General features: G+C 51.5%; 23 protein-coding genes and 1 riboswitch. Of the genes, 1 reads left to right on the forward strand and 22 read right to left on the reverse strand.

The window, feature by feature from the left end; genetic code table 11:
* Positions 1–141: 141 nt before the first annotated feature.
* The 22 genes from MED92_RS06010 to MED92_RS06115 form a co-directional block, all read right to left on the reverse strand.
* Positions 142–1272 carry an aminotransferase class I/II-fold pyridoxal phosphate-dependent enzyme gene (locus MED92_RS06010; RefSeq protein WP_007020621.1) on the reverse strand — a complete coding sequence of 377 codons (1131 nt, stop codon included), beginning with the start codon at positions 1270–1272 and terminating at the stop codon, positions 142–144.
* Positions 1269–2228, reverse strand: a complete 960-nt coding sequence (gene cbiB / locus MED92_RS06015; RefSeq protein ID WP_007020622.1) for an adenosylcobinamide-phosphate synthase CbiB — start codon at positions 2226–2228, stop codon at positions 1269–1271. Before cbiB ends, MED92_RS06010 begins: the two co-directional genes overlap by 4 nt.
* Positions 2225–3742, reverse strand: a complete 1518-nt coding sequence (locus tag MED92_RS06020) for a cobyric acid synthase (protein WP_050764130.1) — start codon at positions 3740–3742, stop codon at positions 2225–2227. Before MED92_RS06020 ends, cbiB begins: the two co-directional genes overlap by 4 nt.
* A 270-nt stretch (positions 3743–4012) precedes the next feature.
* Positions 4013–7894: a cobaltochelatase subunit CobN gene (gene cobN, locus MED92_RS06025; protein ID WP_007020624.1), complete on the reverse strand. Its 3882-nt coding sequence runs from the start codon at positions 7892–7894 to the stop codon at positions 4013–4015.
* A gap of 38 nt (positions 7895–7932) precedes the next feature.
* Positions 7933–9012, reverse strand: coding sequence for a cobalamin biosynthesis protein CobW (gene cobW / locus MED92_RS06030; RefSeq protein WP_007020625.1), 1080 nt, complete (start codon positions 9010–9012; stop codon positions 7933–7935).
* 5 nt (positions 9013–9017) lie between these two features.
* Positions 9018–9809 carry a precorrin-4 C(11)-methyltransferase gene (cobM, locus tag MED92_RS06035; RefSeq protein WP_007020626.1) on the reverse strand — a complete coding sequence of 264 codons (792 nt, stop codon included), beginning with the start codon at positions 9807–9809 and terminating at the stop codon, positions 9018–9020.
* Between the two features lie 146 nt (positions 9810–9955).
* Positions 9956–10732 carry a precorrin-3B C(17)-methyltransferase gene (cobJ, locus tag MED92_RS06040; protein ID WP_007020627.1) on the reverse strand — a complete coding sequence of 259 codons (777 nt, stop codon included), beginning with the start codon at positions 10730–10732 and terminating at the stop codon, positions 9956–9958.
* A 13-nt stretch (positions 10733–10745) separates the two neighbouring features.
* Positions 10746–11528: a cobalt-precorrin 5A hydrolase gene (locus tag MED92_RS06045; RefSeq protein WP_007020628.1), complete on the reverse strand. Its 783-nt coding sequence runs from the start codon at positions 11526–11528 to the stop codon at positions 10746–10748.
* 70 nt (positions 11529–11598) lie between these two features.
* The gene (gene cobI, locus MED92_RS06050) at positions 11599–12324 is read right to left on the reverse strand and encodes a precorrin-2 C(20)-methyltransferase (RefSeq protein ID WP_007020629.1); all 726 of its coding nucleotides are present in this window, start codon (positions 12322–12324) and stop codon (positions 11599–11601) included.
* Complete coding sequence (locus MED92_RS06055) at positions 12321–13583, reverse strand: bifunctional cobalt-precorrin-7 (C(5))-methyltransferase/cobalt-precorrin-6B (C(15))-methyltransferase (RefSeq protein ID WP_007020630.1); 1263 nt, start codon at positions 13581–13583, stop codon at positions 12321–12323. The genes cobI and MED92_RS06055 overlap by 4 nt, the downstream gene beginning before the upstream one ends.
* Complete coding sequence (locus MED92_RS06060; protein ID WP_007020631.1) at positions 13583–14224, reverse strand: precorrin-8X methylmutase; 642 nt, start codon at positions 14222–14224, stop codon at positions 13583–13585. Before MED92_RS06060 ends, MED92_RS06055 begins: the two co-directional genes overlap by 1 nt.
* An 18-nt stretch (positions 14225–14242) precedes the next feature.
* Positions 14243–15013 carry a precorrin-6A reductase gene (cobK, locus tag MED92_RS06065; RefSeq protein ID WP_007020632.1) on the reverse strand — a complete coding sequence of 257 codons (771 nt, stop codon included), beginning with the start codon at positions 15011–15013 and terminating at the stop codon, positions 14243–14245.
* Positions 15010–16173: a cobalt-precorrin-5B (C(1))-methyltransferase gene (locus tag MED92_RS06070; protein ID WP_007020633.1), complete on the reverse strand. Its 1164-nt coding sequence runs from the start codon at positions 16171–16173 to the stop codon at positions 15010–15012. The genes cobK and MED92_RS06070 overlap by 4 nt, the downstream gene beginning before the upstream one ends.
* Before the next feature lie 12 nt (positions 16174–16185).
* Positions 16186–17517, reverse strand: a complete 1332-nt coding sequence (locus MED92_RS06075) for a cobyrinic acid a,c-diamide synthase CobB (protein WP_007020634.1) — start codon at positions 17515–17517, stop codon at positions 16186–16188.
* Positions 17517–18104 (reverse strand): cob(I)yrinic acid a,c-diamide adenosyltransferase, encoded by a 588-nt coding sequence (cobO, locus tag MED92_RS06080; RefSeq protein WP_007020635.1) that lies wholly within the window; start codon positions 18102–18104, stop codon positions 17517–17519. Before cobO ends, MED92_RS06075 begins: the two co-directional genes overlap by 1 nt.
* An 8-nt stretch (positions 18105–18112) precedes the next feature.
* Entirely contained in the window at positions 18113–19792 is a 1680-nt protein-coding gene (locus MED92_RS06085; protein ID WP_007020636.1) for an ATP-binding protein, read from the reverse strand.
* A gap of 47 nt (positions 19793–19839) precedes the next feature.
* Complete coding sequence (locus MED92_RS06090; RefSeq protein ID WP_007020637.1) at positions 19840–21219, reverse strand: MFS transporter; 1380 nt, start codon at positions 21217–21219, stop codon at positions 19840–19842.
* A complete protein-coding gene (locus MED92_RS06095; RefSeq protein WP_007020638.1) occupies positions 21219–21911 on the reverse strand; it encodes an energy-coupling factor ABC transporter ATP-binding protein in 693 nt (230 codons plus the stop codon). Before MED92_RS06095 ends, MED92_RS06090 begins: the two co-directional genes overlap by 1 nt.
* The gene (gene cbiQ / locus MED92_RS06100) at positions 21908–22690 is read right to left on the reverse strand and encodes a cobalt ECF transporter T component CbiQ (RefSeq protein ID WP_007020639.1); all 783 of its coding nucleotides are present in this window, start codon (positions 22688–22690) and stop codon (positions 21908–21910) included. The genes MED92_RS06095 and cbiQ overlap by 4 nt, the downstream gene beginning before the upstream one ends.
* The gene (locus tag MED92_RS06105; RefSeq protein WP_007020640.1) at positions 22674–23273 is read right to left on the reverse strand and encodes a carboxypeptidase regulatory-like domain-containing protein; all 600 of its coding nucleotides are present in this window, start codon (positions 23271–23273) and stop codon (positions 22674–22676) included. Before MED92_RS06105 ends, cbiQ begins: the two co-directional genes overlap by 17 nt.
* Entirely contained in the window at positions 23266–23886 is a 621-nt protein-coding gene (gene cbiM / locus MED92_RS06110) for a cobalt transporter CbiM (protein WP_007020641.1), read from the reverse strand. Before cbiM ends, MED92_RS06105 begins: the two co-directional genes overlap by 8 nt.
* A gap of 16 nt (positions 23887–23902) precedes the next feature.
* Positions 23903–24715, reverse strand: coding sequence for a DUF4198 domain-containing protein (locus MED92_RS06115; protein ID WP_007020642.1), 813 nt, complete (start codon positions 24713–24715; stop codon positions 23903–23905).
* A gap of 92 nt (positions 24716–24807) precedes the next feature.
* Positions 24808–25033: riboswitch (cobalamin riboswitch) on the reverse strand.
* Between the two features lie 141 nt (positions 25034–25174).
* Between MED92_RS06115 and MED92_RS06120 the strand changes: the two genes are divergently transcribed.
* Positions 25175–25582, forward strand: a complete 408-nt coding sequence (locus MED92_RS06120; protein WP_007020643.1) for a SpoIIAA family protein — start codon at positions 25175–25177, stop codon at positions 25580–25582.
* Positions 25583–25642 lie beyond the last annotated feature (60 nt).

The raw sequence follows: 25642 nt of genomic DNA on the forward strand, positions 1-25642 counted from the left end.
TACAAACATTGTTATTGTAGGAGGCCACCCCGTGGCCGATTAATCGCCCTGAGGGCAGGCCTCCTACATAGATTCATCTTTAATGAACTACATTACGATATTTTATGGGGTCTTTCGTACGAATAAGACCCCATTGATAGATCATTCCAGTGTAAGTAATAACTCACTTATAACCATCTCTAATTTCTTACACTGGTTTTCTTCTGTCGCATCAATCAAACCACTTCTTAGCAGGCAGATCGATGCTGACTGTTCAGTACTGATCCCTTGTACTGAACGACCCAATTCCTCACCGCGAACCAGCCGTATTAACACGCCCCGCTCGGCCAGGAACTGATAAATTTTTTCTGCGATTTCACTCTCTAATCGCGCACTCAGAAATAAGCCGCGGGAGCATAACAATTCAGCCCCTACCCGATCAAACAACGGCTGCCACAATGCTTGAGTTACTTCGGCATTGGCGGCTATCTGCTGACGAGCCTGTTGCTGCCAGCACTGGTTATTCAACGCATCAATGGCGACCGCCTGAGCCGGACCATTTACTGCCCATGCGCCCAACTCGGTTTTTAGCCGGTTCAGCAATCGTGGCTCGGCAAAGACAAAACCGAGCCGAATACCTGCCAGACCAAAAAACTTACCAAATGATCTGAGGACGATCAGATTCCCGAGCTGTTGAAACCGATCATAGTCATTGAGCAAACTTTGTTCAGGGCACAGATCAATAAAGGCTTCATCAACGATCAGATAACTCCCCTCGGTCATCTGCTCTGCCCAGCTAAAGACCTGCTCAGGAGAGAATTGCAGCCCGGTTGGGTTATTCGGATTGATCAGCAACAGGTGGCAGGGCTCGGCCTTAGCCAGCTGTTGATTAATCTGCGCAACGGCCTGCTGGTGATCATTCGCGCAGTAGAACTTAAGCGCAGCTCCCGCTTGTTGCCAGCTGTATCGGTGCTCCTGATAACCACAATCAGGTAGCAGCACGGGATAGGTTATCTGTTCACCCACTAAGCGTTCAGATGACAATTTGGGCAACAATTCAATCGCTTGCTGGGTGCCATTGCACGCCAGGCCTTCGCCACCATAATAATTGGCGACTGCATCACTAAAAGCCTGGGACTGATAAGGTAAACGCTGAAACAGGGCCGCATCGATCTGTGGTACCGGATAGGCAGCCGGATTGATCCCTGTGGATAGATCTAACCAATCCTCAACGGGTATGCCGTACCTTTGCGCGGCACTCACCAGATCGCCACCGTGGATCAGATTGCTCATGCGGCTGCTCCCGAGGTAATCGCTACACTCAGCGCAATCAGGATATACAGCCCGACTCCCCACATCACGAGCACCCGGTTCACCAATGCACAGGCCTCTTCAATACTTTTCGCCGAGGGCTGATCGCCGCTCTCAGGGCCCAATTGCGGACGCTCCTGAAGCTGACCATGATAGATCGCCGCACCACCCAGTGAGACATTGATCGCCCCCGCCCCAGCGGCCATTACCGGCCCCGCATTCGGGCTTTTCCAGGTGGGTGCCTGCTGCTTCCAGCTCTCTATGGCGATGCGGGTTTTGCCCACCAGCGCATAACTCAGTGCCGTAAGACGCGCCGGGATAAAGTTGAGCAGATCATCAATGCGGGCAGCGCACCAGCCAAAATGCAGGAAGCGCTCGTTCTTATAGCCCCACATCGCATCCAGGGTATTGCTCAGGCGATACAGCACCACGCCGGGAATACCCAAAACACAGAACCAGAAGATCGCCGCAAAGATCGCATCGGCACCGTTCTCTAATACGGATTCTGTAGCCGCAGACGCCACCGCTTGCTCATCCAATTCAGAGGTATCGCGGCTAACGATCATCCCCACTGCAGTGCGGGCGCTGTCCAGATCCCCTGCATTCAATGGCTTTGCAATCGCGAGTGCATGGCTCAACAGGCTCTGCCAGCCAATTGCCAGATAGAGTACAACCCCACCCACCAGCGCCAATAGAACCGGGGAATCTGATAACAGCAGGTCGATAATCAACGCGACAAGAGTTAACGGTATAACTGCTAATGACCAAGCCAGCATACCGGATCGCTTCTGACTCTCTTTAGGCGCATTCGCCTGATTTAATTTTTTCTCAATCGCAATCGCCAGGTTGCCGAACCCCACCAGCGGATGGAAATGTTTCGGTTCCTTAAGGAAGTAATCCAGCAGCAAAGCCAGCAGTAGGCTCAAAGCAATACTCATGCTTTTTCACCACCCTGTTCACTACCTCGTCCCCTACCCAAGCTAAGCAAGGTCAGGATACTCTCCAGTGGCATCACCGCTTCAACTTCATCGGCGAGGCGATTGATCTGGGCTTCGCGAAAGGCAGGGTAATCAAAGCTCTGTTGCTGATTGAGCCCGGCCCAGTTCAACCACTCGGTTAGCAATTCCGGTTGATCAAACACACCATGCAGATAGGTGCCCATTACCTGATCGCCAGGATCACGCACACCATCCGTATGCGTGCTCCCTTCAACCTGTAACTCAAACAGGGGATTATTCAACGCCTCACCGTTACTGATACCAGCATGGATCTCGTAACCGGTCACCGGGGTATCGCTACCACAGAGTACACCTTGAACATTGCGCAGCATCTTATCGCCGGTCAGCGTGGTTTCCATCGGCAGAATACCTAAAGCGGCACTGGAGCCTGCCGTTGACTCGATCTGCTCCGGGTCATGAATCCATTCGCCCAGCATCTGATAGCCGCCGCAGATACCGATCAGCTTGCCGCCAAAGCGAAGGTGACGCTGAATAATTTTGTCCCAGCCATTCTCTTGCAGCCAGTTCAGATCACCACGGACATTTTTACTACCGGGCAGCACAATCAGGTCCGCCCCGCTGAACTGCTGAGGATCACGCAAGAACTCACAATCCACCTGCGGGTGCATACGTAACACATCAAAATCCGTATGGTTGCTGGCCCGTGGATACAGTGGCACCACCACTTTCAGTTGTTGCTCGCCGTTACTCTTCTGCTGCTGGTTCACCGCATCTTCCGCTTCGATATGCAGATTGGTGACATAAGGGATCACACAAAGGACCGGTACGCCGGTTTTCTCTTCCAGCCAGTCCAGCCCCGGTTCCAACAGGCTGACATCACCTCGGAAGCGATTGATCACGAAACCCTTAACGCGGGCTTTTTCTGAATCAGAGAGTAGTTCATAGGTACCCAGCAGGTGTGCAAACACACCACCACGGTCGATATCCGCCACAATAATCACCGGGCAGTCGATCGCCTCCGCAAAACCCATATTAGCGATATCATGCTCGCGCAGGTTGATCTCCGCCGGGCTCCCCGCCCCTTCGACAATCACTGCGCTGTATTTCTGCTGTAACTGGCCGTGGCTCTTCACCACTTCCGTCAGTAGCTGCGGCTTAAAGTTGTGATACTCGGTCGCCTTCATATTGCCGATGGCTTTACCGTTAAGAATCACCTGCGCGCCAATATCGCTGTTGGGTTTGAGCAGTACCGGGTTCATCTCTACCGATGCCGGTAGGTAACAGGCTTCGGCCTGCACCGCCTGGGCACGACCAATCTCGCCACCTTCCGTGGTTACGGCGCTGTTCAGGGCCATATTCTGCGGTTTGAACGGGGCTACCGAGATGCCATGACGAGCAAGAATACGGCACAGAGCAGTGACCACAATGCTTTTACCGGCGTCGGAGGTAGTGCCCTGGACCATTAGGGTATTTGGCGATTGAAAATGACTCATCTATCTCTCAATAATTTTCGGGGCAAGATGCCCCCTACAAACCGTTTATGTGTTTCTAAATCGAGACGGGGGCGTCTCTCCTACACGTCACTCGTCTCTATCTTTCGAGGCTAGAAGCCTCTCCTACATACCGTTCTTTGTTTCTTAATCGAGACGGGGGCGTCTCTCCTACGGGCCACTCGTCTCTATCTTTCGAGGCTGGAAGCCTCTCCTACCAACCGTTCTTTGTTTCTTAATCGAGACGGGGGCGTCTCTTCTCTCTACCTTGTACTACAGGATGCTTTCTTGTTTTTCGTCCAGCTCTAGCAGCAGATCCTGTAGCCGCTCCGAATATTCCCCCGGTTCCTGCCAGAGGCCACGCTGGGTGGCTTCCAGAAGGCGCTCAGCCATCTCTTCCAGTGCATGGGAGTTATGCTGTTCAAGGAACTCGCGGTTCTGTTGATCAAACACCAGGGCATCGCTGACTTTCTCATACTGGTAGTCGGCGATCAGGTTGGTGGTGGCATCATAGGCGAACAGGTAATCAACACTGGCGGTCATCTCGAATGCGCCTTTATAACCGTGCTCCTGCATCGCATTGATCCATTTCGGATTCAGCAGGCGGGAGCGAATCACCCGGTTCAGCTCCTCTTTCAGGGTGCGGATCTTCGGTTTTTGCGGGTTGGAGTGATCACTGTGGTACACCTGCGGCGCTTCACCACGGAACACTTCAACCGCGTTACTCATGCCACCCTGGAACTGGTAATAGTCATCGGAATCGAGCAGATCGTGTTCACGGTTGTCCTGGTTCTGCACGACCGCCTCTAGCTGCGATAGCTGGTGCTGGAATGCCTTTGGCGCAGCGACGCCATCACCCTTCTGGTTGCCGTAGGCATAACCACCCCAGTTCAGGTAGGCCTCGGCCAGATCGCTCTTTTGTTCCCAGCAGCGCTCATCGATCAGCCCTTGTAATCCGGCTCCGTAGGCACCCGGTTTACTACCAAACACCCGGTAACTGGCCTGGCGCTGGGCTTCCTCTGCTGGCATGCCCTCAGCCAGAAGTTCCTGCTCCCGCTTGTGAATATTCTGGGCAATGGTATTGCTGTCACCCGGCTCTTCCAAGGCCGCGATCGCTTGTACCGCTGCATCGTATAGCTTCATCACATTCGGAAACGCATCACGGAAGAAGCCCGATACGCGCAAGGTAACATCCACGCGTGGGCGACCTAGCAGCTGGGAGCTCAGTACCTCAAAATCAACCACACGGTTTGAACCTGGCGCCCATATAGGACGAACACCCATCAGAGCAAACGCCTGAGCGATATCATCACCACCGGTACGCATCGTGGCAGTCCCCCAGACCGATAAACCCAAGGTGCGTGGATAATCACCATGTTCCTGCAGGTGCCGCTCGATCAGCGCCTGGGCTGACCGTTCACCTATCGCCCAGGCCGCTGGGGATGGGATAGATCGGTTATCCACTGAGTAAAAGTTTCGTCCGGTCGGCAAAGTATCCAGTCGGCCTCGGGTCGGCGCACCGCTAGGCCCTGGATTGACAAATTCGCCACCCAGACCGGCAATAAGCGAGTCGATCTCCAGCTCGGCACTTTGCAATAAAGCCTTGTGGATAGTCGCCCGCGCATAAGCCAGCTGCTTTGCTGTTCTGGGTAGATCGCTTAAGTTTTCTAGCGAGTTATCTGCCAAGACATAGTCTGTTACTAACTGAGCCGCGAGCAGCTCTAAACGCTCGCGGGTATCCGCTTCGCTGCGCCAGTCATCTTCAGTAAGGTCAGACAACCGAGACGGCTTTTCACCGTTCCAGTGTTTACTGCCGGCTTCCAGTGGCTCAAATAGCTCTCCGTCTGGGTCAGAACTAACTCGCAAGTTCAGATCCTGCACCAGGTTATGCAGAATACCCTGGCTGTCGGGGTCATCCCCCCTCGGCAGACGCAAAAGGGCGACCAGTGTATCTGCCAGCTTTTCAGTTTCGGGGAGTTCACCCAAACGATGCAGACCATGGCGGATCTGTGCTTCTTTGATATCGCAGAGGTAGGCATCCAGCTCGTTCAGCACCGCATCTTCGTCATCGGAGGTTTGGCCCAGCTCTTCTAGCAGATGGGTTGATCTGACCTGTTTAAGGATCTCATCACGCAGCCATTGCTGACGCTTATCATCCATCCCCATCGCCTGGTAATACTCATCCACCAGCCCTTCCAGCACCGCCATCTCACCGTAGGTTTCAGCACGGGTCATCGGTGGCATCAGGTGATCGATAATCACCGCCTGGGTACGGCGTTTGGCCTGGGCACCTTCGCCCGGGTCATTAACGATAAAAGGATAGAAATGCGGCATAGGACCGAGTGCAATATCAGGCCAGCACTCTTCAGAAAGCGCACTGCCTTTGCCCGGCAACCATTCCAGGTTACCGTGCTTACCCACGTGCATAACCGCATCCACCTGATAGCATTCGCGCAACCAAAAGTAGAACGCCAGATAGTTATGCGGCGGGATCAGATCAGGGTCATGATAGTTAGCCACCAGATCGATATTAAAACCGCGGGCGGGCTGAATACCGACAAAGGTTTCACCCAAACGAATACCGGATAGCATCAAGCGGCCATCGCGGTATTTGATATCCTGCTCGGGCCCACCCCACTGGTTAATGACCGCTTGCTGGCAGGCCTCAGGTAGCTGTAGAAAACAGCGCTGGTAGTCTTCCAGCGACATACTCTGCCAACAAGGGAGATTATGCAGGGTATTCGGATTGTTAGTAACTGCGCCTAAAAGCTCCTGGATCAGGGCATCGCCATTTTCCGGGATCTCCTCTAGTGGATAACCTTCAGCTTGTAGCGCACGTAAGATATTCACAGCAGAGGCCGGGGTATCTAAGCCTACTCCATTACCGATACGGCCATCTTTAGTTGGGTAGTTCGCCAGTATCAGCGCTATACGTTTTTCCCTATTCGGCTTATCCGCCAGTTGTGCAAACCTTAAAGCCAGCCTTGCGACAAAGCCCGCCCGCTCCTGGTGAAGCTGATAACGCACCACCGATAACTGGCTGCGATCATCAAAGTGATCTTCGGTCTTAAAGCTCAGCGCACGGGTATGCACCCTGCCATCCATCTCTGGAAGCACCACCTGCATTGCAATATCGCGGCTCCGCAGCCCCTGAGCATGGGTTTGCCAGTCTTCTTCGGTACTGCTGGAAAGCACCAGTTGCAATACCGGCACCTTACGCACAAAGGGTGAGTAAAACTCGCTTGGCTGGGAACACAGATCCGGGCTGGCAACCGTATTGGAGGCAAAACCGGTGCTGTTGATAATCAGGCTGGCACCACTCTGTTCCAGTAGTGCATTCACCAGCGCCAGCGACTCTGCATCTTTAAGTGAGGCAATCGCGATCGGCAAGGGTGGTAAACCATGGTTTTCCAGCTGTTCGATCAGTTGATCGAACATCCGGGTATTACCACTTTGCAGATGGCTACGGTAGAACAACAGCAGCGCTACTGGCTTATCAGTAAGGTTCTGCCTTTGTTGCCACTCGGCAAAGGTCGCTGCTTGTATGCCGCTCGGCGTTTGTCCTGCTCTGCTCGTTGGCAGATAGATCATGCACTTAGGTAGCGGCCTTGGCTCATGCCAGAGACGTGCTTGTTGCAGATATTGATCCGTCAGGCAGTTCAGCAGTTGCAGACTGTTATCGACACCCCCTTCACGCAGGTAGCGCCAGATCCGCATCGCTTCGCTATCCGTTACCGAACTTGCAGCGAACAGTTCAGGATCGGGTGTATCATCACCGGGAACAATGATCAGCGTCCGCTGACTATCAGCAGCTGCCCAAGCTTGCAGCCGTTCAAAACCATACTGCCAGTAACTGGCACCACCCAAGAGCGACAGGACCACCACTTTGGATTGCTCCAGCACTTTATGCTCATACAGATCATAGGCGGCGGGTTTTAGCAGCTGCATCCAGTTGGCAAGACGTACCGATGGTTGCTCTTCACCCGCCCCATTACCTTCAATCTGCTCATCGGCAAAAAGGCTTACAGCATCGGATAGCGCGGCAAGCGAGCTATCGGCTGCAGAAAGGATAATCATATCGGCCGGTGTCTGGTTCAGATCGATGATGCCTTCATCATCGACAAACCCACCCGGTTGAGCTGCTAATAAGTGCATAAAATCAGTCGTTAGTTGCTAGAAGCGAGCCGCTAGCATTAAGCCAAAGCTTCTTCTAAAGCGGCTTTGATGGTTGCTTCTTCGATGCCTTTACCGATAAACACCAACTGGGTTTTCGGCTCATCGTTACCCCATGGGCGATCAAAATAAACATCCAGACGCTTACCTACCGCCTGCATTACCTGACGCATCGGTTTACCCGGCAGTGCAGCAAAGCCTTTAGCACGGTAGATGTTGTAGTCGCTAAGCAGGCCTTTAAGAATGCCCTGCAGTTTTTCACTGTCGACTTCACCGATGGAGATCACAAAAGAGTCAAAGTGATCGTGCGCATGGTCATGATCATGGCCGTGATCGTGGTGATGATCGTGATGGTTATGCACCGCTTCGATACGCTCTTCGGTCGCGCAGTCCAAACCCATCAGCATCTCAAGATCCGCTTCACCGTTGCTGATATAAGAGGTCTTAACTTCAGCAGGTACTTTGGCATTAACGATCGCTTCAACCTGATCACGCTGTGCTTCAGCTAACAAATCATTTTTGCTGACAACCACCAGATCCGCTGCACTGAGCTGGTCTTCCAGTAGCTCCTGCAGGCTTGGGTCGTGATCAAGGCTCTCATCCGCCAGACGCTGCGCCTGAACCTGCTCCTCATCGTGGGCAAAACGACCTGCGGCAACGGCAGGGCCATCAATCACCGTGATCACTGCATCGACGGTGCAATATTCTTTAATACCCGGCCAGTTGAAGGCTTGTACCAGCGGTTTTGGCAGTGCCAGCCCGCTGGTTTCAATCAGGATGTGGTCAATATCATCGCGGCGCTCAACCAACTGCTGCATCACAGGTAGAAACTCTTCTTCTACCGTACAGCAGATACAACCGTTGGCCAGTTCATAGAAGCCCTGCTCGCCCTGAGAACCGCCTTCCGCGGCGGACTCATCATCACAGTCGAGTGGACAGCTACGCAGCAGATCAGAGTCGATATCCAGCTCACCAAACTCGTTAACGATCACGGCAATTCGTTTACCTGCCGCCTGTTTCAGTACGCTGGAAAGCAGAGTTGTTTTTCCGCTACCCAGAAAACCCGTTACTACCGTGGTTGGAATCTTATTCAGCTGCATGATCGTTACTCAGTTGTCTCTTTTACAATTTTTGCTTTGTGTTCTTTCTTACGGAATACGTGGGCCTGATCCTTGTCATACAAGTAGGAATCAGCAAAATCATCGCTATCCAGTACATGGCCTACCAGTATCAGCGCGGTTCGGGTGAAGCCCTTTTCACGCACTTTAGCGACAATATCCTTTAGCGTGCCGGTCACTTTGTCCTGATCCGGCCAGGAGCTGCGATAGCACACCGCTACCGGGCAATCTTCGCCATAATGGGGAATCAGCTCTTCAACAATCTTGTGGATACGCGTTACGCCCAGGTGAATCGCCAGCGTTGCGCCACTCTGTGCCAGCTGTGGCAGACGCTCACGTTCCGGGAACGGCGTCTTGCCTTCATAACGGGTCATAATGATCGTCTGGGATACCCCGGACAGGGTCAGCTCTTTCTTCAGATAAGCGGCTGAAGCGGCTACTGCGCTAACACCCGGTATCACTTCATAGTCGATACCTTCCGCTTCAAGACGGCGGATCTGTTCACCAATCGCACCGTAAAGGGAAGGATCACCACACTGAAGCCGCGCAACGTCTTTACCCTCTTTATGGGCCTGAACGATATGCTCGGTAATCTGATCCAGATCGATAGTCGCGGTATCGATGATCTTCTCCGCCTTACCTTCCACTGCGTCTAAAACTTCGCGCGGGATCAGCGAACCGGCATAAAGCACGACCGGGCACTCTTGCAGCACACGATGACCTTTCAGGGTCATTAATTCAGGATCACCGGGACCGGCACCGATAAAGTAAACTGTCATTTCGTTTCCTTAATTATTGGATCTGTATGTAGAGATATTTTTCTCTGACGAGGCTAAAGCGCACACAGAAGCGGAGTTTACGAGTAGTAAATGAGCATTCGAGTACGCTTTAAACGAAGTCAGGGGAAAATAGATCACGTACAGGCCTATAATTTCTTCGAGTAGCCGCGTGGGGTATATACCCACTCTTTACTGCCATTCACAATATGGCGGGACTCACTATTCCCCACACTCACCAAGGTGAACATATCCACATCTTTAGCATCCAGCTCGCCCAGTGTGATAATACGGATCGACTCATCTTCACGGGTTAACTGACGTCCCAACAGCACAGGCGTTTCCGCCGGGCGGTACTGCAACAGAATGTCGCGGGCATGGTTAAGCTGCCAATCGCGTTTTTTCGATACCGGGTTGTAGAAGGAGATAACAAAATCACCGGTGCCGGCACTATGAATACGCTTTTCGATGGTTTCCCAAGGGGTTAAAAGATCAGAAAGCGAGACAGTGCAGAAGTCATGACCCAGCATCGCACCCACGCGGCTCGCGCCCGCCTGCATCGCGGAGATACCCGGGATCACCTCGATCTCAACATCCAGCCATTCAGGATGGTCTTCTTTACCCTGTAGCTGCTGGTCCAGCAGTTCAAATACCAGTGTCGCCATCGCATAGATACCGATATCGCCACTGGAGATCAGCGCGGTGGTTTTACCACTTGCCGCCAGCTCTAAAGCTAAACGTGCACGACCAATCTCTTCGCCTAATGGCAGATCATGGTGCTGTTTGTTATCACAAACATCGCCCAACAGATCCAGATAGAGGCCATATGCCACCAGATCAGAGCTTGCGGCAATTGCTTCCAGCGCTTTTGGCGCGACTAGTTTGCTGTCGCCAGGGCCCGTGCCCACTACAAATAGTTTTGACATTCAATTCTCTTAATTAATTCTCGATGCTAGAAGCATCTCTTACACCGGAATAACTACGGGCAATCGCACAGGTAGCTTTCGTGGTTTTCAGTTTGTTCAGAACCAGTTCGGGTTGCTGACCGGTATGCTGTTTCGCACTGTATAGCGCAGCCGACTCAGCGACACCGTAGACACCGACGGTTTTAAAGACATAATCAGAGCGGGTACTGAGTAGCGGTTCCATCTCAGCTAACTGGTGTCTATCCCAGGTCTGATAAGGTTTATTCAGTTTTTTGGCTAATTGAATCAGGCCCACTTCATCTGCCTTGATATCAATACTGCTGATCGAACTGACCTGATCCAACGTTAAGCCCGCTTGTTGCAGACAATCCATCAGCAGCTTTTCCAATTCATCGATCGGGCAGCCTCGCTCACAGCCCATCCCCACGCTATATATCGGATTAAGATACCCATTAGCCGTGGTAATCACCGGCTGGGCATCCAGCAGTCTGGATACTTCAAGCGCCCAGTTGTTTGCTCCCCCTTCGTGGCCCGATAACAGCGGGATGACAAACTTACCCTGCTCATCGATCACCAGCACCGGTGGATCCTGGTATTTATCCTGTAACACCGGCGCCAGGGTCCGCATAACAATCCCGGTAGCACAGATAAAGATCAGTCGGTCACCATTTTTAAAAAAGCCCTGCACCTGCTCAGCAAATGGCTGCGGTTTATACACCAGATCTGCATCCAGTTTTGAGGCAAGCCGCACTCCCAGATTCTTACCGGCTTCAGTGAGGGTAATGATTCTGATCATTAGCTAAATGCCTTTTCGCTCACGGGGTGAGCTCCTACAGGAACACTGAATAAATCTATAAGAACGAGCATTAGCGACTCTGCCTCTCACTGCGGGTAATCACAAACAGCGAGAAATAGGGACCGGCTTCGACTTCCAGTTCACGAACATCATTCACGATGCGCTGATTGTCCCGACCGATATATTCCAGATACTGGGCATCATCTGAACGGCCACTCTCTTCCAGCAATTTGAGAAGACGGGGTCGTGCCTGGCCCGCTTTCATAATCACTAAAGTGTCATGTTGTTGCAGGGCTGCCAGGATCTGTTCATCACTATGACGTCCATTAACCACTGCGAAGGACTCTTTCAGCATCGTTAGCGGGTGAACCAGGGTTGCCGCAGCGGCATTAACCGAAGTAATACCCGGGACAACTTCACAGCTATAACGATCCTGTAAACGCTCTAACAGATAACTAAACGAACCAAAGAACAACGGATCGCCTTCACAGAGGAAGATTACATCTAAACCTTGTTCCAGCTGTTCCGCGATGGCAACAGCACCCTGATCATAAGCCTGATTGGCCTTTTCTCGTTCGGTCGACATCGGCATATAGATCGGGATACCTGATTGTGCCGAGGTGGCCGAGTAGATCGCCTCAGAAGCGATCTGCTTAGCCTGGGATGCCCCCTTATCATTGACCAGATAACTAATCACATCTGCACTCTGAATTAAGCGCCAGGCTTTAACCGTGAGTAGCTCTGGATCTCCGGGACCTACACCGACACCAATAAAACGGCCTTTGACCAGATTCATACCGCAGCTCCGTGTTTTACAAACTTAAACAAATTAACCGGTAGATTCGGTCGATACATTAACTGCCCCGCCAGGGTTTCACCGCGGCTCACAGCAACTTGTGTGGTTTCCACCTGGCTATCCGCAGCTTCAGTTCGCTGTTGCCAGAACTGCATCAGCAGCTGTTTGGTATTTTCAGTTACCGCACTGGCCACGAGTACGCCATCAGGCGGCAACAGTTCCCATACCTGGGCTAGCAGTTGTGGCAATTCGCCATCATTGCCGCCAATAAATACTTTGTTCGGAGTCGTCAGCCCTTGCAGGACTTCAGGCGCTCGCCCCTCAATAACCTGCAAATTACTGACGACACCAAATCGTGTGCGGTTTGCTTGCAGACATTGCAAACGTTCTGGGTGGTGCTCTATCGCATTCACAGTCGCTAAGGGTTGCCAGTAAGCCAATTCAACCGCAACACCACCGCAACCTGCACCAATATCCCAGACCTGATCACCACGGCTCAGTTGCATCAGCGAGAGTATCGTCAGTCTGACCTCCCGCTTACTGATCATCCCTTTACCGGGCTTATCAGTATCGGTAATAAAGTACCGGTCGGGGATACCCGGAAACTCGGGTAGATACCCCTCATTGCTCCCCGGCTCCACCAAGGTCAGGTGTAGCGGATCAAAGTCATTTTGAGCCGCCACTAATTCCGCAGCGGAAAACGCCCTGATCTGCTCCTCGGGATAACCCAGCGTTTCTAACACCGTCAGTTGTGCTTGTGGAAAACCGCAATCGATGCAACTTTTCGCAATCGCCTGTGGGTGACTTTGGCTATCGGTCAGGATCAGCAGTGGCTGATTCTGGCGTAAACGTGTTTTCAACTTGCCCAAAGGCCGTCCATGCAGGCTCAAGACTTCGAGATCCTGCAACGCGATACCTAAACGGTGACAAGCGGTTTGTAAGCTGGATACCGCCGGATAAAACTTCAGATCAGTTTGCGCAAAGTTACGGCTAAACCAACGACCGATGCCATAAAACAACGGATCACCAGAAGCCAGAATCATTACCGACTTCTGCTCAGCCAAGGCCCCATCAACCAAGGGTCTCAACTCAGCCAGCTTTGGTAGCTCAGCGGTCGCTTTGCCGATGGATAGCAGATCTTCAATGGTTGCCAACTGCCGCGCAGAACCAACTACCAGATCAACCTGCTGCAACGAGCGCTGCGCCTCTGCCGACAGTTCTGCCGTATGCGAAACGCCCAAACCAACCACATGGATCATTAGTAATATTCCCCGCGGTTACAGCGCAGTAACGCATTGCAGCTGGCCGCTGAAACCGCGCTTCCGCCTTGTCGCCCAAGCAGGGTGATACATTCTATCCCCAGTTGTTCATGAACATCCCAGAGTGCCTGCTTAGATTCAGCCGCGCCAACAAAGCCTACCGGCATACCAATAATCAACGCCGGCTTCCCCGCGCCCTTTTCGATCATCTCCAGCAAACGGAACAATGCGGTTGGGGCATTACCAATCACCACGACACTTCCGGCTAATGATTCACGCCATAGTTCGACGGCTGCCATAGAACGGGTTTCGCCGGTTTCTTTTGCCAACTCAACGGTTCGCGGGTCATTCAGATAACAGCTCGGCAAACGTGAAATCATCCGTTTCGTGATGCCCTGACGGACCATCTCCACATCACAGAGAATCTCACACTCCTCAGCCAATGCAGCCATGCCCGATTCACAGGCATTTTTGCTAAAACGCACCTGTTCAGCCAGCTCCGGCATACCCAGACTGTGTACAATGCGCATCACAACCTGCTGCTGTTCGCGGTCAAAATGGCTGAGTTCGGTCAGCTTACGAATCTGTCGGAAGCTGTCTTTCTCGATTGCCTGTGGATTAATTTCGTACTCAAACGCCACGCTGATTCTTACCTACTATCATCTGGACTCGTTAACTCGGGTTCCGATCGCGTCAACACAGTCTGTTATATCTCGAAAAATCTGATCCGCTTCGGGAAGTTCCGGGCGCTCTAACATGAACACTTCGATTCCCAACTCTCTGGCTGCAATTAGCTTAGCTTCTGTCGCAGCCCCACCACTATTCTTACTGATCAGTAGATCGGTCCGATGCTTTTCCAACAGGGCCCGTTCATCCTGATGGTTAAACGGGCCTATCGCTTTGAGCCATTGCATACTGTCTGGCAATGTTGCTTGCGCAGGTGCCGCTGTACGGAACACCTGTTTCTGCCCATTGTGCTGTGCATAAACACTAAACTGATCAATCTCCTGCTGGGATAACTGACCCGCGGTTAACAACACAGCTTTATAACTTTCAGCCGCAGCGATCAGCGACTGCATATCGGTAAAGCTTTGCCACTTATCACCCTGCTGCGCTTTCCAGGCTTCACGGTGGAAACGCCAGCAAGGAAGTCCCAACGTTTTAGCCGCCCTCACAGCTGAAGTACTCATGGTTTGAGCAAAGGGGTGGGTCACATCCAAAAGAAGATCGATCTGCTCATCTTTTAGATAAGTCTCCAAGCCACCGTGTTGGCTAAAACCACCGGAGATCACCTCACAAGGCAGTTGTGGAATTCTGACTAATCCTGCAACGCTGTAGATCACCCGGTTATCGATTAATAAACCTTTCTGATCCAGGCCCTTCACCACTTTTCGCGCATCTGAAGTGCCACCAAGAATCAGGATATTCACTCAGTTTCTCCTGCGCTATTCTCAGAAACATCTTTGCCCTTTGCTTTTGCTCGACCTTGCGCATGGCCGACAAAATTACCTTTTCGATCTGTCGCCCATACTTCAATCTCTACTTGTGGCTGGGTTTTATGCACAACCTCTTCTGCGACCAATAACGCCTGAGTGCACACGGCCTGAGCCAGATCGATCTCAGCGGTTTGGCAAAGCTTCAGCACTCCCATACTGGTATTCGCGTTAGCGATCTTCTCCAACAACGGCGCATTAGCTCCCAGTTTTTCAGCCAATAAAGCCATATGCTGAAAGTCGATACTGGAGCTACGGCTATTCAGATCCATATGACCGTTGGCCAGTTTGGTCATTTTACCAAAGCCACCGCAAATACTGAGCTTGGCCACCGGCGCTTTGCGCAGATGCTTAAGCAGAGCCCCGACAAAATCTCCCATCTCAATCAAGGCCATCTCGTCAAGATCGTAGTGAGCTTTGATCGCAGCCTCACTGGTACTGCCGGTAGTCGCTGCCAGATGCTTAATCCCATTGGCTTTTGCAACGTCCACACCCTGGCGGATCGAAGCGATATAAGCGGCGCAGGAGTATGGACGAACAATACCCGTGGTCCCCAGAATCGATAAACCACCGACAATACCCAAACGCGGATTCATAGTTTTCAAAGCGATCTGCTCGCCCTTTTCCACGCCGACGGCCACTTCAAAACCACCTTGATAGCCATAAACCTCAGCGGCCTTTTGCAGGTGATCAGTCATCATCTGCCGAGGGACCGGATTAATGGCAGGCTCACCCACCTCTAATACCAACCCCTCACGGGTAACTGTACCTACACCTTCGGCCGGTTTAAAAACGATTCCTGGTTCAGTGGTCAACCGCAGCTGTACAAATACCGTGGCCCCATGGGTCACATCCGGATCATCACCGGCATCTTTAATGGTTGCAGCGCGTACACCTTTCTCTTCGGCAAACAGCTGGTAAGCGATGATCTCCAGCTCGACCAACTGCCCACGCGGCAAAAGCACTTCAACAGTTTGCGGTTGTTTGCCCGCTAATAGCGCCTGAGCAGCAGCCACACAACAGGCAGTCGCACAGCAACCGGTGGTTAAACCGCTGCGCAACTCCTGTTGTTGATTTTCGCTACTCTCAGGCCACATGTGAGATCTCGGTTACCCTTCTAAGTTTCCGCTGAATATCGCAGCAATGGCTTCTGGATTGGAAGCAAAGAACAGATGTAGATAACTTGCTGTCAGCCCCTTCTCACGGTAGATCGACTCTCCTGGCGCCGGATGGCGCTGGCGACGACCATAGCCGACGGGCTCGGGCGTTCCTGCGCTGCGTGAACGGTGATGGGCATGCGCCTGAACTTCACCTTCAGGTAACATCGCCGTTTGCATCCCCTGACAACCTCGTTTACCGCGCATCGCGCCATGGCCCTGAAGCAGGCCCGCCATTGGCCTACAGTTATCTTCCAGATCCGTGAGGTCTTCTAGGCAGTATAGAAACCCACCACACTCAGCCAGGATCGGTTTGCCGACCAGATGGAAATCACGCACCTGCACCTGCATCTTATGATTATCTGATAACGCCTGCGCATGCAGCTCGGGATAACCTCCCGGCAACCATAAGCTATCGGCTTCTGGCAGTGTCGAATCATGTAGCGGCGAGAAGAATTTCAGCTCCGCGCCCATCTGTTCAAGCAAACGCAGATTGGCATCATAGATAAAGCTAAACGCTTCATCTTTGGCGATCGCAATCGTTTTGCCTTGCAGTAGCGGTTCAACCTCAGGTAGCTGGGCACTGAAAAATTCCACAGGCTCAGGCAATTCAGTAATTTTGTTTGCTTCTGCTAACGGGCCTTTAATCCACTCAGCTCCCAGTGTAAAACGGTGCTCTAATTCATCGCGAACCTCTTCAGCCTGAACCAGACCTAAGTGACGCTCCGGCAACGCTACTTCAGGATCTCGAGCAAGGGTCGCCAGCATAGGTAGCGATTCAGGGAGCGCATCACGAATGAGCTGAGCGTGGCGCTCTGTGCCACAGTTATTCGCGATTAAACCAGCTACAGATATATCCGAACGGTAATTGGCTAAACCCATCGCAATCGCAGCTGCGGTCTGCGCCATCCCTTTAACATTCATCACAATTGCAACCGGAATATTAAAACGGGCCGCTAGATCAGCACTGGAAGGTTCACCATCGAACATCCCCATAGCGCCTTCAACCAGGATCAGATCAGCCGTTTGCGCAGCTTCAAAAAGTTTCTGCTGGCAGTAGTTCTCACCGGCCATCCACAGATCCAGCTGTTCAACATCCTGACCACTGGCCTGCGCCAGAATCTGAGGATCCAGATAATCTGGTCCGGTTTTAAATACCCGCACCACTTTACCCTGGTCACGGAAATAGCGCGCCAGCGCAGCGGTGATGGTGGTTTTTCCTTCACCGGAACTCGGCGCTGTCAGGAACAGTGCCGGACAACTTACAGATTGCTGCGATGCCATTAGAATTCGATCCCTGCCTGTGCTTTGACACCCAAACGGAAGGCATGACGCTCATCCCGGATACTGCTGATCGTATCTGCGATCTCTTCCAACCCTTCCGGCATGACCCGACCAGTAATCATCACATGCTGATTTTTTGGTCGGTTCTTCAGTGCTTCAATCACGGGCTCAAGCGGTAGATATTTGTACTTGAACATATAGCTAAGCTCATCGAAGACCAGCATCTCGTAACTGTTATCTTGCAGGTATTGCTCGGCCAAAGCCCAGGCTTTTTCAGCTGCGGCAATATCCTGCGATTTATCCTGAGTTTCCCAGGTAAAGCCATGCCCCATGACATTCCAGTCGATCAGTTCATGATCACGGAACAGTTTAAATTCGCCCGTTTCGGTACGGCCTTTTACAAATTGAATCACCGCTGCTTTTTTTCCGTGCCCCACACAACGCGCCATTGTGCCAAAAGCTGAACTGCTCTTACCCTTACCGTTGCCTTTTAGCAGAATAAGTACACCACGCTCTTCAGTGGCCTGGGCGATTCGCTTATCGATCACCTCTTTCTTTTTCGCCATACGCTCCTGATGCGTTTTCATATCGGTCCTTATACTCCCGCTAAAGAGAGGTAAGTTGCATTTAGTTGATCAGCGAAACGGCGGCCCTTGCCTCGTTTCACCTGGCTTAGCTCAGTGTCGATCCAGATAGGCTCGCCCTCCAGGGCTATCCCTTCCAGCGAACTACTGCTGCGACCGTCGCTTAATATATAGATGGCCACATCCAGTTCTGGCTGCTGTTTACGTAGCTGCTGCAGGTACTTACGCGCTTCAACAAACGCTTCACGCATGGGCGTACCCCCACCTGCACCTAGCTGATCTAACCAGCAGCGCAGCTCTTTTGGCGCACGCACTCTGGAGAGCAGGTTTTTCACTTCAGTGTTACCAAACCCAAACAGAGCGATCTGCTCGCGATTGAGGTAAGCCTGCCCAGAGATCTGCAGTACGGCTGCTTTCGCATAAGCAAAGCTCTGCGCCTGCAAAGTGGATGCTGAAGTATCCAGCAAAACCAGGTGCAAGCGATCTGCGCTTTTACCCTGCTTTTTAAACTGTAATGCCTTAGGCGGCCAGTCAGGCAAACTACTCAGCAATGTCTTAAACCAGTCGGGCCTCGTATTGAGTTCTGCAGAGAGTTTTGTCCCCTGCTTTTCATGATTCCGATTGATCAGGTCCGGCAGCACTAACGCCGTTCTCTCAGCCGTTTTCTGTTGTTGAGGCGACATTGCACCCCACTCTCCATCGCCTTCATCAGAACGCTGGCGGTGACTATCGTCAGGACGCTTAAAGCCTTGTCGGTTTTGATCTTGAGGCGGTGTTGGCGGTTGCTGAGGCGGGCTCTGTTCGGGAGCCGCCTTACGGCGATGCGCTAAGACTAACTCTTCGACGGCATCTAAATTCTGTTTGCTGACATTCGATTGCTGATTCAGCGCCGCATGGGTTAAGGCTGCCCGATACCAGACGATATCCGCACGCAAGCCATCTACCTGTGCCTGAGCACAACGCTCTGCAATCTCTAAACGAAGTTCGTCGGTACATTCGATTGTTGATAACTGTTCACGCGCTTCAATAATCAGTTCAACCAGCTCCGCTTGCTGATCTTCATACTCAGAAAGAAAAGCCTGTGGATCACGATCAAACTGTTCCCGGCGTTTGACGATCTCCACGCGCTCTAACGGCGCATACTGGTTACTCAGGTTTACTGAAAAGCCAAAGCGATCATGCAACTGCGGTCGGAGTTCACCTTCATCCGGGTTCATCGTACCCACCAGCAAAAACTCTGAGCGGTGGCTATGGCTAATACCATCGCGTTCAACCCGGTTAACCCCAGATGTTGAGACATCCAATAGCAGATCCACCAGATTATCCGGGAGCAGATTCACCTCATCCACATAGAGCACACCGCCATGCGCTTTGCTCAGCAAGCCTGGGCTGAACTGCATTTTCTTCTCATTCAGCACCTGCTCAAGATCCAGCGTTCCCAGCAGCATCTCTTCACTGGCACCAAGAGGCAGGGTGACAAATTCTGCTTGCTCCAACTGATCGCCACCTTCAGCCTGAAGATGCTCAGGTAGCAGATCCGCCATACCACGTGCCAGTGTCGATTTAGCACTACCGCGCGGACCGCTGATCACCACCCCACCAATCGCCGGGTTGATCGCCGTCAGAATCAAGGCAAGCTTAAACTGCTCCTGCCCGCATACTGCTGTAAATGGAAAATGAGGTTTACTCATATCAGTCTCAAGAATCTAGCAGCTAGTAACTAGCTACTCGCATCTGGTTATTGTTTGGGCCAATGAGCGTGATGCTCATCTATAACAAATTTATGTTTATGCTTCTGCTTCGGATGGTAATGGGGATGAACATGCGGTTCCGGCCCCTCCCATCCTTCATGTTCATGCTGATGGTGTTCATCGTGTACATGTGGATGCAGATGATCCATCTCCGGATGCTCATGCCAAAGATCATGTTGATCTTCCTTTTTCCACACTAGCATCGCCGCTCCTAATGCAGTCGCTGCCAGTACCGCCAATCCGAGAAAAGCGCCATCCATACCGAACCGGCTACCCAGCCAACCAGCTAACAGGTACCCCACCAGCCACATACCATGGGTCAGCGCAAAGTTTGCCGAGAAGTAATCATTTCTGTCACTCTCACGGCATGAGTTACGCACGACTCGGCCGGTTGGAATCAGGATTAGGCTCGTACCAACACCAATAGCAAACCAGATTGGAAATAGCCCTAAGTAGCCCGGACCGGTCAGCCCCGCCAACAAAGCTAATACCAACAATCCGGCACCAAGAAACATAACCGGACGATCCTGAACGCTCTCTAATAGTTTAGGTAATACGAAGGCCGCAAGCATCGACCCCACGCCTGCTGAAAGCATTAATAGTGGAACCTGCTCTTCAGAAAGTCCCAGCACTGCACGTACATAAACAACGCTATTCACAATTATCATGGCACCCGCCGCTGATAACGCCAGATTAAGCAATAGCACAGCCTTTAATCGCGGAGTTTTCAGGTAGCTTTTTATGCCAAAACTTACCTTCTTCCACACCCCTCCACTACGATCACTGACGCTATTGGCAGGGACCACCGCTAACAGCAAAAACAGCGCGGCGATGACAAAGCCCAGCGCATTCAATTCAAAAAGCACGGCGTAGCCAGTAAACAGTAATAAAAACGCCGCTAACGCAGGGCTTAATAAACTCTCCATCTCCATCGCCAGACGCGATAAAGAGAGGGCTCGGGTATATTCTTTCTCATCAGGTAGCACATCAGGCAACAGCGCCTGATAAACCGGGGTGTAACCTGCCGCCATCGCATTGAGGAGAAACATCAACAGGAACAGCTGCCATGCGTCCTGACTAAATGGCATCAGTGCCACCAGCAAAGCGCGGCCAATATTAAGCCCCGCCAGCCACCGCTTGCGGGGTAACTGGCTGGCATATCCCCCAACGACAGGTGCTACACACAGATAAGCCACCATTTTAATCGCCAGTGCGATCCCTAACACCCAGCCTGCATCACCGGGGTTAAGATCAAATGCCAGTAACGCCAGTGCAACCGTTGTCAGCCCCGTACCCACTAGCGACACCAACTGACCTAAAAACAGCCAGCGAAATGAGGGGTTGCTGAGCGGCTGCAGAATTTCCATCAAGCCGTTACCCGTTGCGGCTCTGTCAGGTTAACTGCGCGCAATTTGGCATCTTCCAGACGAACTTCACGTGTCGCTAGCTGCGCTATGAAGTCCGGATCATGGGAGATAATAATCATCGCCTGGGGTAGACCTAACAACGTATCGATCAGCCGTTGCCTGGCATCACTGTCCAGCGCGTTGCTTGGTTCGTCCAGCAGCAGCACTTCAGGTTCCATGGCTAATACTGACGCCAGGGTTATCATACGTTTTTCACCACCAGATAGCTGATGAGTAATTCGCTCCTCAAACCCTTCCATACCTAAAGACGCCAGAGTCTCGCTGGCAATCTTGAGCGCCTCTTCGCGGCTTTTGCCCAGATTCAAAGGTCCAAACGCTACATCTTCCAACACGGTTGGGCAGAACAACTGATCATCCGGGTCCTGAAACAGAAAGCCCGCTCGAGCACGAACATCAATAAACTGTTTTTCTTCTGAGCGACTTTCACCAAAAGCCCAGATATCGCCCGCTTTGGCCTTTTTCAAACCAACCAGAAGATGCAATAAGGTTGTTTTACCGGCACCATTTGGCCCGGTTAGCGCCACCCTCTCCCCTGCATGGAGGGCAAAATCCACGCTATCTAAGACCACGCCTCGACGCGGATAGCGATAACTTAAACCGGTTACTTTGATTATCGCGTTTTGCTCACTCATATAAAATTCAATCCGGTTAAAATGCACAGAAAAGGAACAAAGATCGCTATAAAGCGATAGTCTTCACGGCCCATTCGCATATCATCAAACAGATAAAACTGTCCCTTATAACCACGGCACTTCATGGCATCCATAATCCTTTCTGATCGCTCAAGGGAGTGCACGAGTAACATGCCGATCAGATAACCAATGGAGCGCCAGGTGTGCATATCTGTTCGAAGCACAAAAGCTCGCGCCTGCATCGCACGACGCATGCGTTTGTACTCCTGTCCAATCACTTCAAGATAGCGCACTGTAAATAACATTAAGTGTACAAGTTTATCCGGTACCCTGAGGTGCGCCAGGGCATGACCCAGGGTTGTTGCACTGATCGTACCGACCAGTGCCAGCAACGACAGTACGACCGCATGAGCTTTAAGCAGGATCATCAGCGCATGCAGGAAACCGTCTTTACTCGCCGATAAACCAAACAGTGTAAACCAGGTTTCACCGGGGGTAGTAAAGGGTAAGAGAATGATCAGAAAGATCATAAACATATCCATGGCGATCACCCGGCGGAGGGTACGCTTCACATTCAACTGGGCCAGAATTGCCAAAAGAAAACCGGCAATCACAGCGACGGTGAGTACGATAAAGTTATGGGATAGCACTGTCGCAAAAGCAAACAATGTAACTAGTACGACACGCAGCCGCGGATCAAGACGATCAATCAGGGATTGGTCGTGCTTTACCTTTTGCCCTTTCCAGGAAGTGCCACTGTGCTCAAGAAACTGAGGCATTATCCTTTTCCCGCTGTTTCTCTTTCTGTCGCTCGCGCCACCAGATACCTACCCCACAAAGCCCGAAGATGTAACCAATGCCCCCAATGATATCCTGAAGTCCCGCTTTCTCTTTATAGGCAGCTAACTCCTGGCGCAGTGGTTTCACCTGTTTGGCAACCGCTTTTTCAATCATGGCCTGCAATGCGACTTGATCACCACTGAAGTTTGCGCTCACAGGCTTTACCTGTGCAGTACCAACAACGGCCCCACCGGGTAATGTCTCAGGAAGTTCATCGGCAGGAAGCGTCAGCTCCAGGACATGCCCTGAGCTCAGATTTGCAAAGAAGTGATGTTCAATTCTCTGAGAGGCTTCGAAAGCAAACAAACCTTCAGCATCAGTGAACACCTTAGCTAATTCATTACCGGCTGCATCAGTCACTGTTACTTCCGTACCTTCTGCCGCCATATCTCCGTTGGAGAAACCCACTTCACCTTCAATCGTATTACCGATGGCATAGACACCACCAATCACATTGTGGGCTTGTGATAATCCGGGTAATAACAAGCAAACAGCCAGGATAATTCGAGCGAAGTTACCCATAAGCCCGCTCCTCATCGATCCCTAAAAATTCAGGTTTCACTTTACGGATCAATAGTACTGCCGCTGCAGTGACAAAGCCTTCGACGACCATAACAGGGATATGCGCCACAAAGGTTGCTTTGGCAGCTAACAGGAAGGCCTCTCCCGAAAGCATCAACGAGAAAGCCACCATAACGGTGGTGATCACAATCGATCCTGCACCACCAATCGCCCCCCAGGTTGCTGCCACTTTGGGCGATGGCGAACTGATACCGTGTCGGCACAGGTAATAAACCATGACCGCAGGCAGAGCGATATTCACTGCATTGACCCCGAGCACCAGAAAACCACCAAAGCCAAAGAACACCGCCTGAAGAAACAACGCAACCAAGAGTGCTGGAAAAGCGGCCCAGCCTAGCGCCAGGCCGATTAACCCATTCAGGATCAGATGCACACTGGAGAAGCCAATTGGCAAATGGATATAGGAGGCGATAAAGAAGGCAGCTGACAACACGCCAACCTGAGGCAGGTGATCGTAATCCATCTTCTTCAGACCTATAGCAACACCCGCTACAGTCAGCGCAGCCCCCGTCGCCAACACAGGCAAAGCGAGCGCACCATCAACAATATGCATCTTGATATCCCCTAAATTATTTAACCGGGTGCGCCTGAACCCAGATCACAGCATCCTGAGAAAGCTCTTTACCTTTATGCTCTTTATCCGGACCTACACCCAGAGCAGCAAAACCCCATTGGCCTGCCGCAGGAATACCGAACGTAAAGGTACCATTGGCATCAGCAAAGATAGTCATGGTGATAAATGCATCAGCGGGCACATTGATTTTGCCTTCTTTAGCAAAAGCGTTCTTTTGCATATCCGGCTCGTAGTTCACATATTCCACTTCGATCTCAGCAAAAGGTACCGGCTTACCTTCACTCTTAACAACGCCTGTAAAAGTACCGCCTGCATAGATTGCATAAGGCTTAGTCAATGGAACAATCTCTGCTTTTAAACCCAGGTCTTCGTTCCAATCAGTCGGCAGACTACCGACATTCACAATAGATTTAGTGATCTGCTGAATATAGAGATCTTCAGACTTTTCGAAATAAGGGGCCATCTGATAAACAAAAACGTAATCACCTAATCCTCGAAGCTTAACGTCTGCTTCATAGGACTCACCCGTGTTTTCGTTGCTGGTCCACTTAGCCGGTTTAACACTATCCAACAACTCAGTTCGCTTACCCTTTTTTACTACAAAAAACTGTTCTGGCTTCTCCACAGTCATCACATGACCGTTCTCAGCCGGATGGGTAAAAGGCATTTTAAGGGTGATTTGGCCGCCTCGATCACGTAACAGATCCGGCGTATAAACCATCTGCAGGTGAGCCGAAGCCACAGAAGAATAGAGTGCAGCACCCGCTGCGACTGTATAAGCAGTTCTCTTTATAAAAGTCTTTAACACTGAATTTCTCCAACAAAAAATGTGTCGGAGTTGGGAGGAAAAGTATGTTCAGACAGCTGAACCAGTACTCGGTGAAGCCCTCCGCAACACCATGGTAATTGTCTTATCAGACTGGTATCCGGACTCATTGGCGAAAGGTTCACTTTCAGGCGATTCACCTTCCCATGTCAGTGACACAGTGGTTAATGGAATCGCTTTAACCAATTTACCGTTGCGGGGGCAGTGTTGGGATTGCTTTAGATAGCTGCTCAATAGCGCACCAACTTCCCGGGCCCTTGCCACGAATTACACCTCAGCATCGCAGCAGGCCTGTACTCATGTACGGTCTGATAAGCGGACAAAGATACCGGTAGCAAGGCCCGATTGCAATTGAGCGTTCTTCTATTAAAGATGAATGGCATACATACGCCGCATTAGCTTTTATAATGCAGCCAACATCAATTTACAGCTGGGCTTCTCATGCTTTACGTACTTCCCGAAACCACTGGCGATATCATTGTGCTTCAGGCCAACGGCACGCTCACCACACAAGACTACACCGAAACATTTTTGCCGCTCTTTGAACATGTGAAAAATACCCACCCTGAAGTACGCCTGCTAATCACTTTTGCCCCTGATTTTGAAGGCTTTGAAGCCGGCGCTATCTGGGAAGATGCTAAGTTCGGCCTGCATCATAATAAAGATTTCTATCGGGTCGCGATTGTCAGCAACGAGAAATGGATGGAGTGGATGACAAAAGTCGCCGACTTGCTGACTCAGGGAGAAATGCGCCACTACCGCATGACTCAACTCTTAGAAGCGCTTCGTTGGATTAATGATGAAGGTGAAGACGATGAAGAAAAAGAGCTATACCCGTTCAACAATTAGGGCGTGGAGCTAATCGTTTTATAACTAAAAAGCCGGGCAGATGCCCGGCTTTTTAGTTTC

The sequence above is a fragment of the Neptuniibacter caesariensis genome, assembly GCF_000153345.1.
GTDB classification, from domain to species: Bacteria; Pseudomonadota; Gammaproteobacteria; order Pseudomonadales; family Balneatricaceae; genus Neptuniibacter; species Neptuniibacter caesariensis.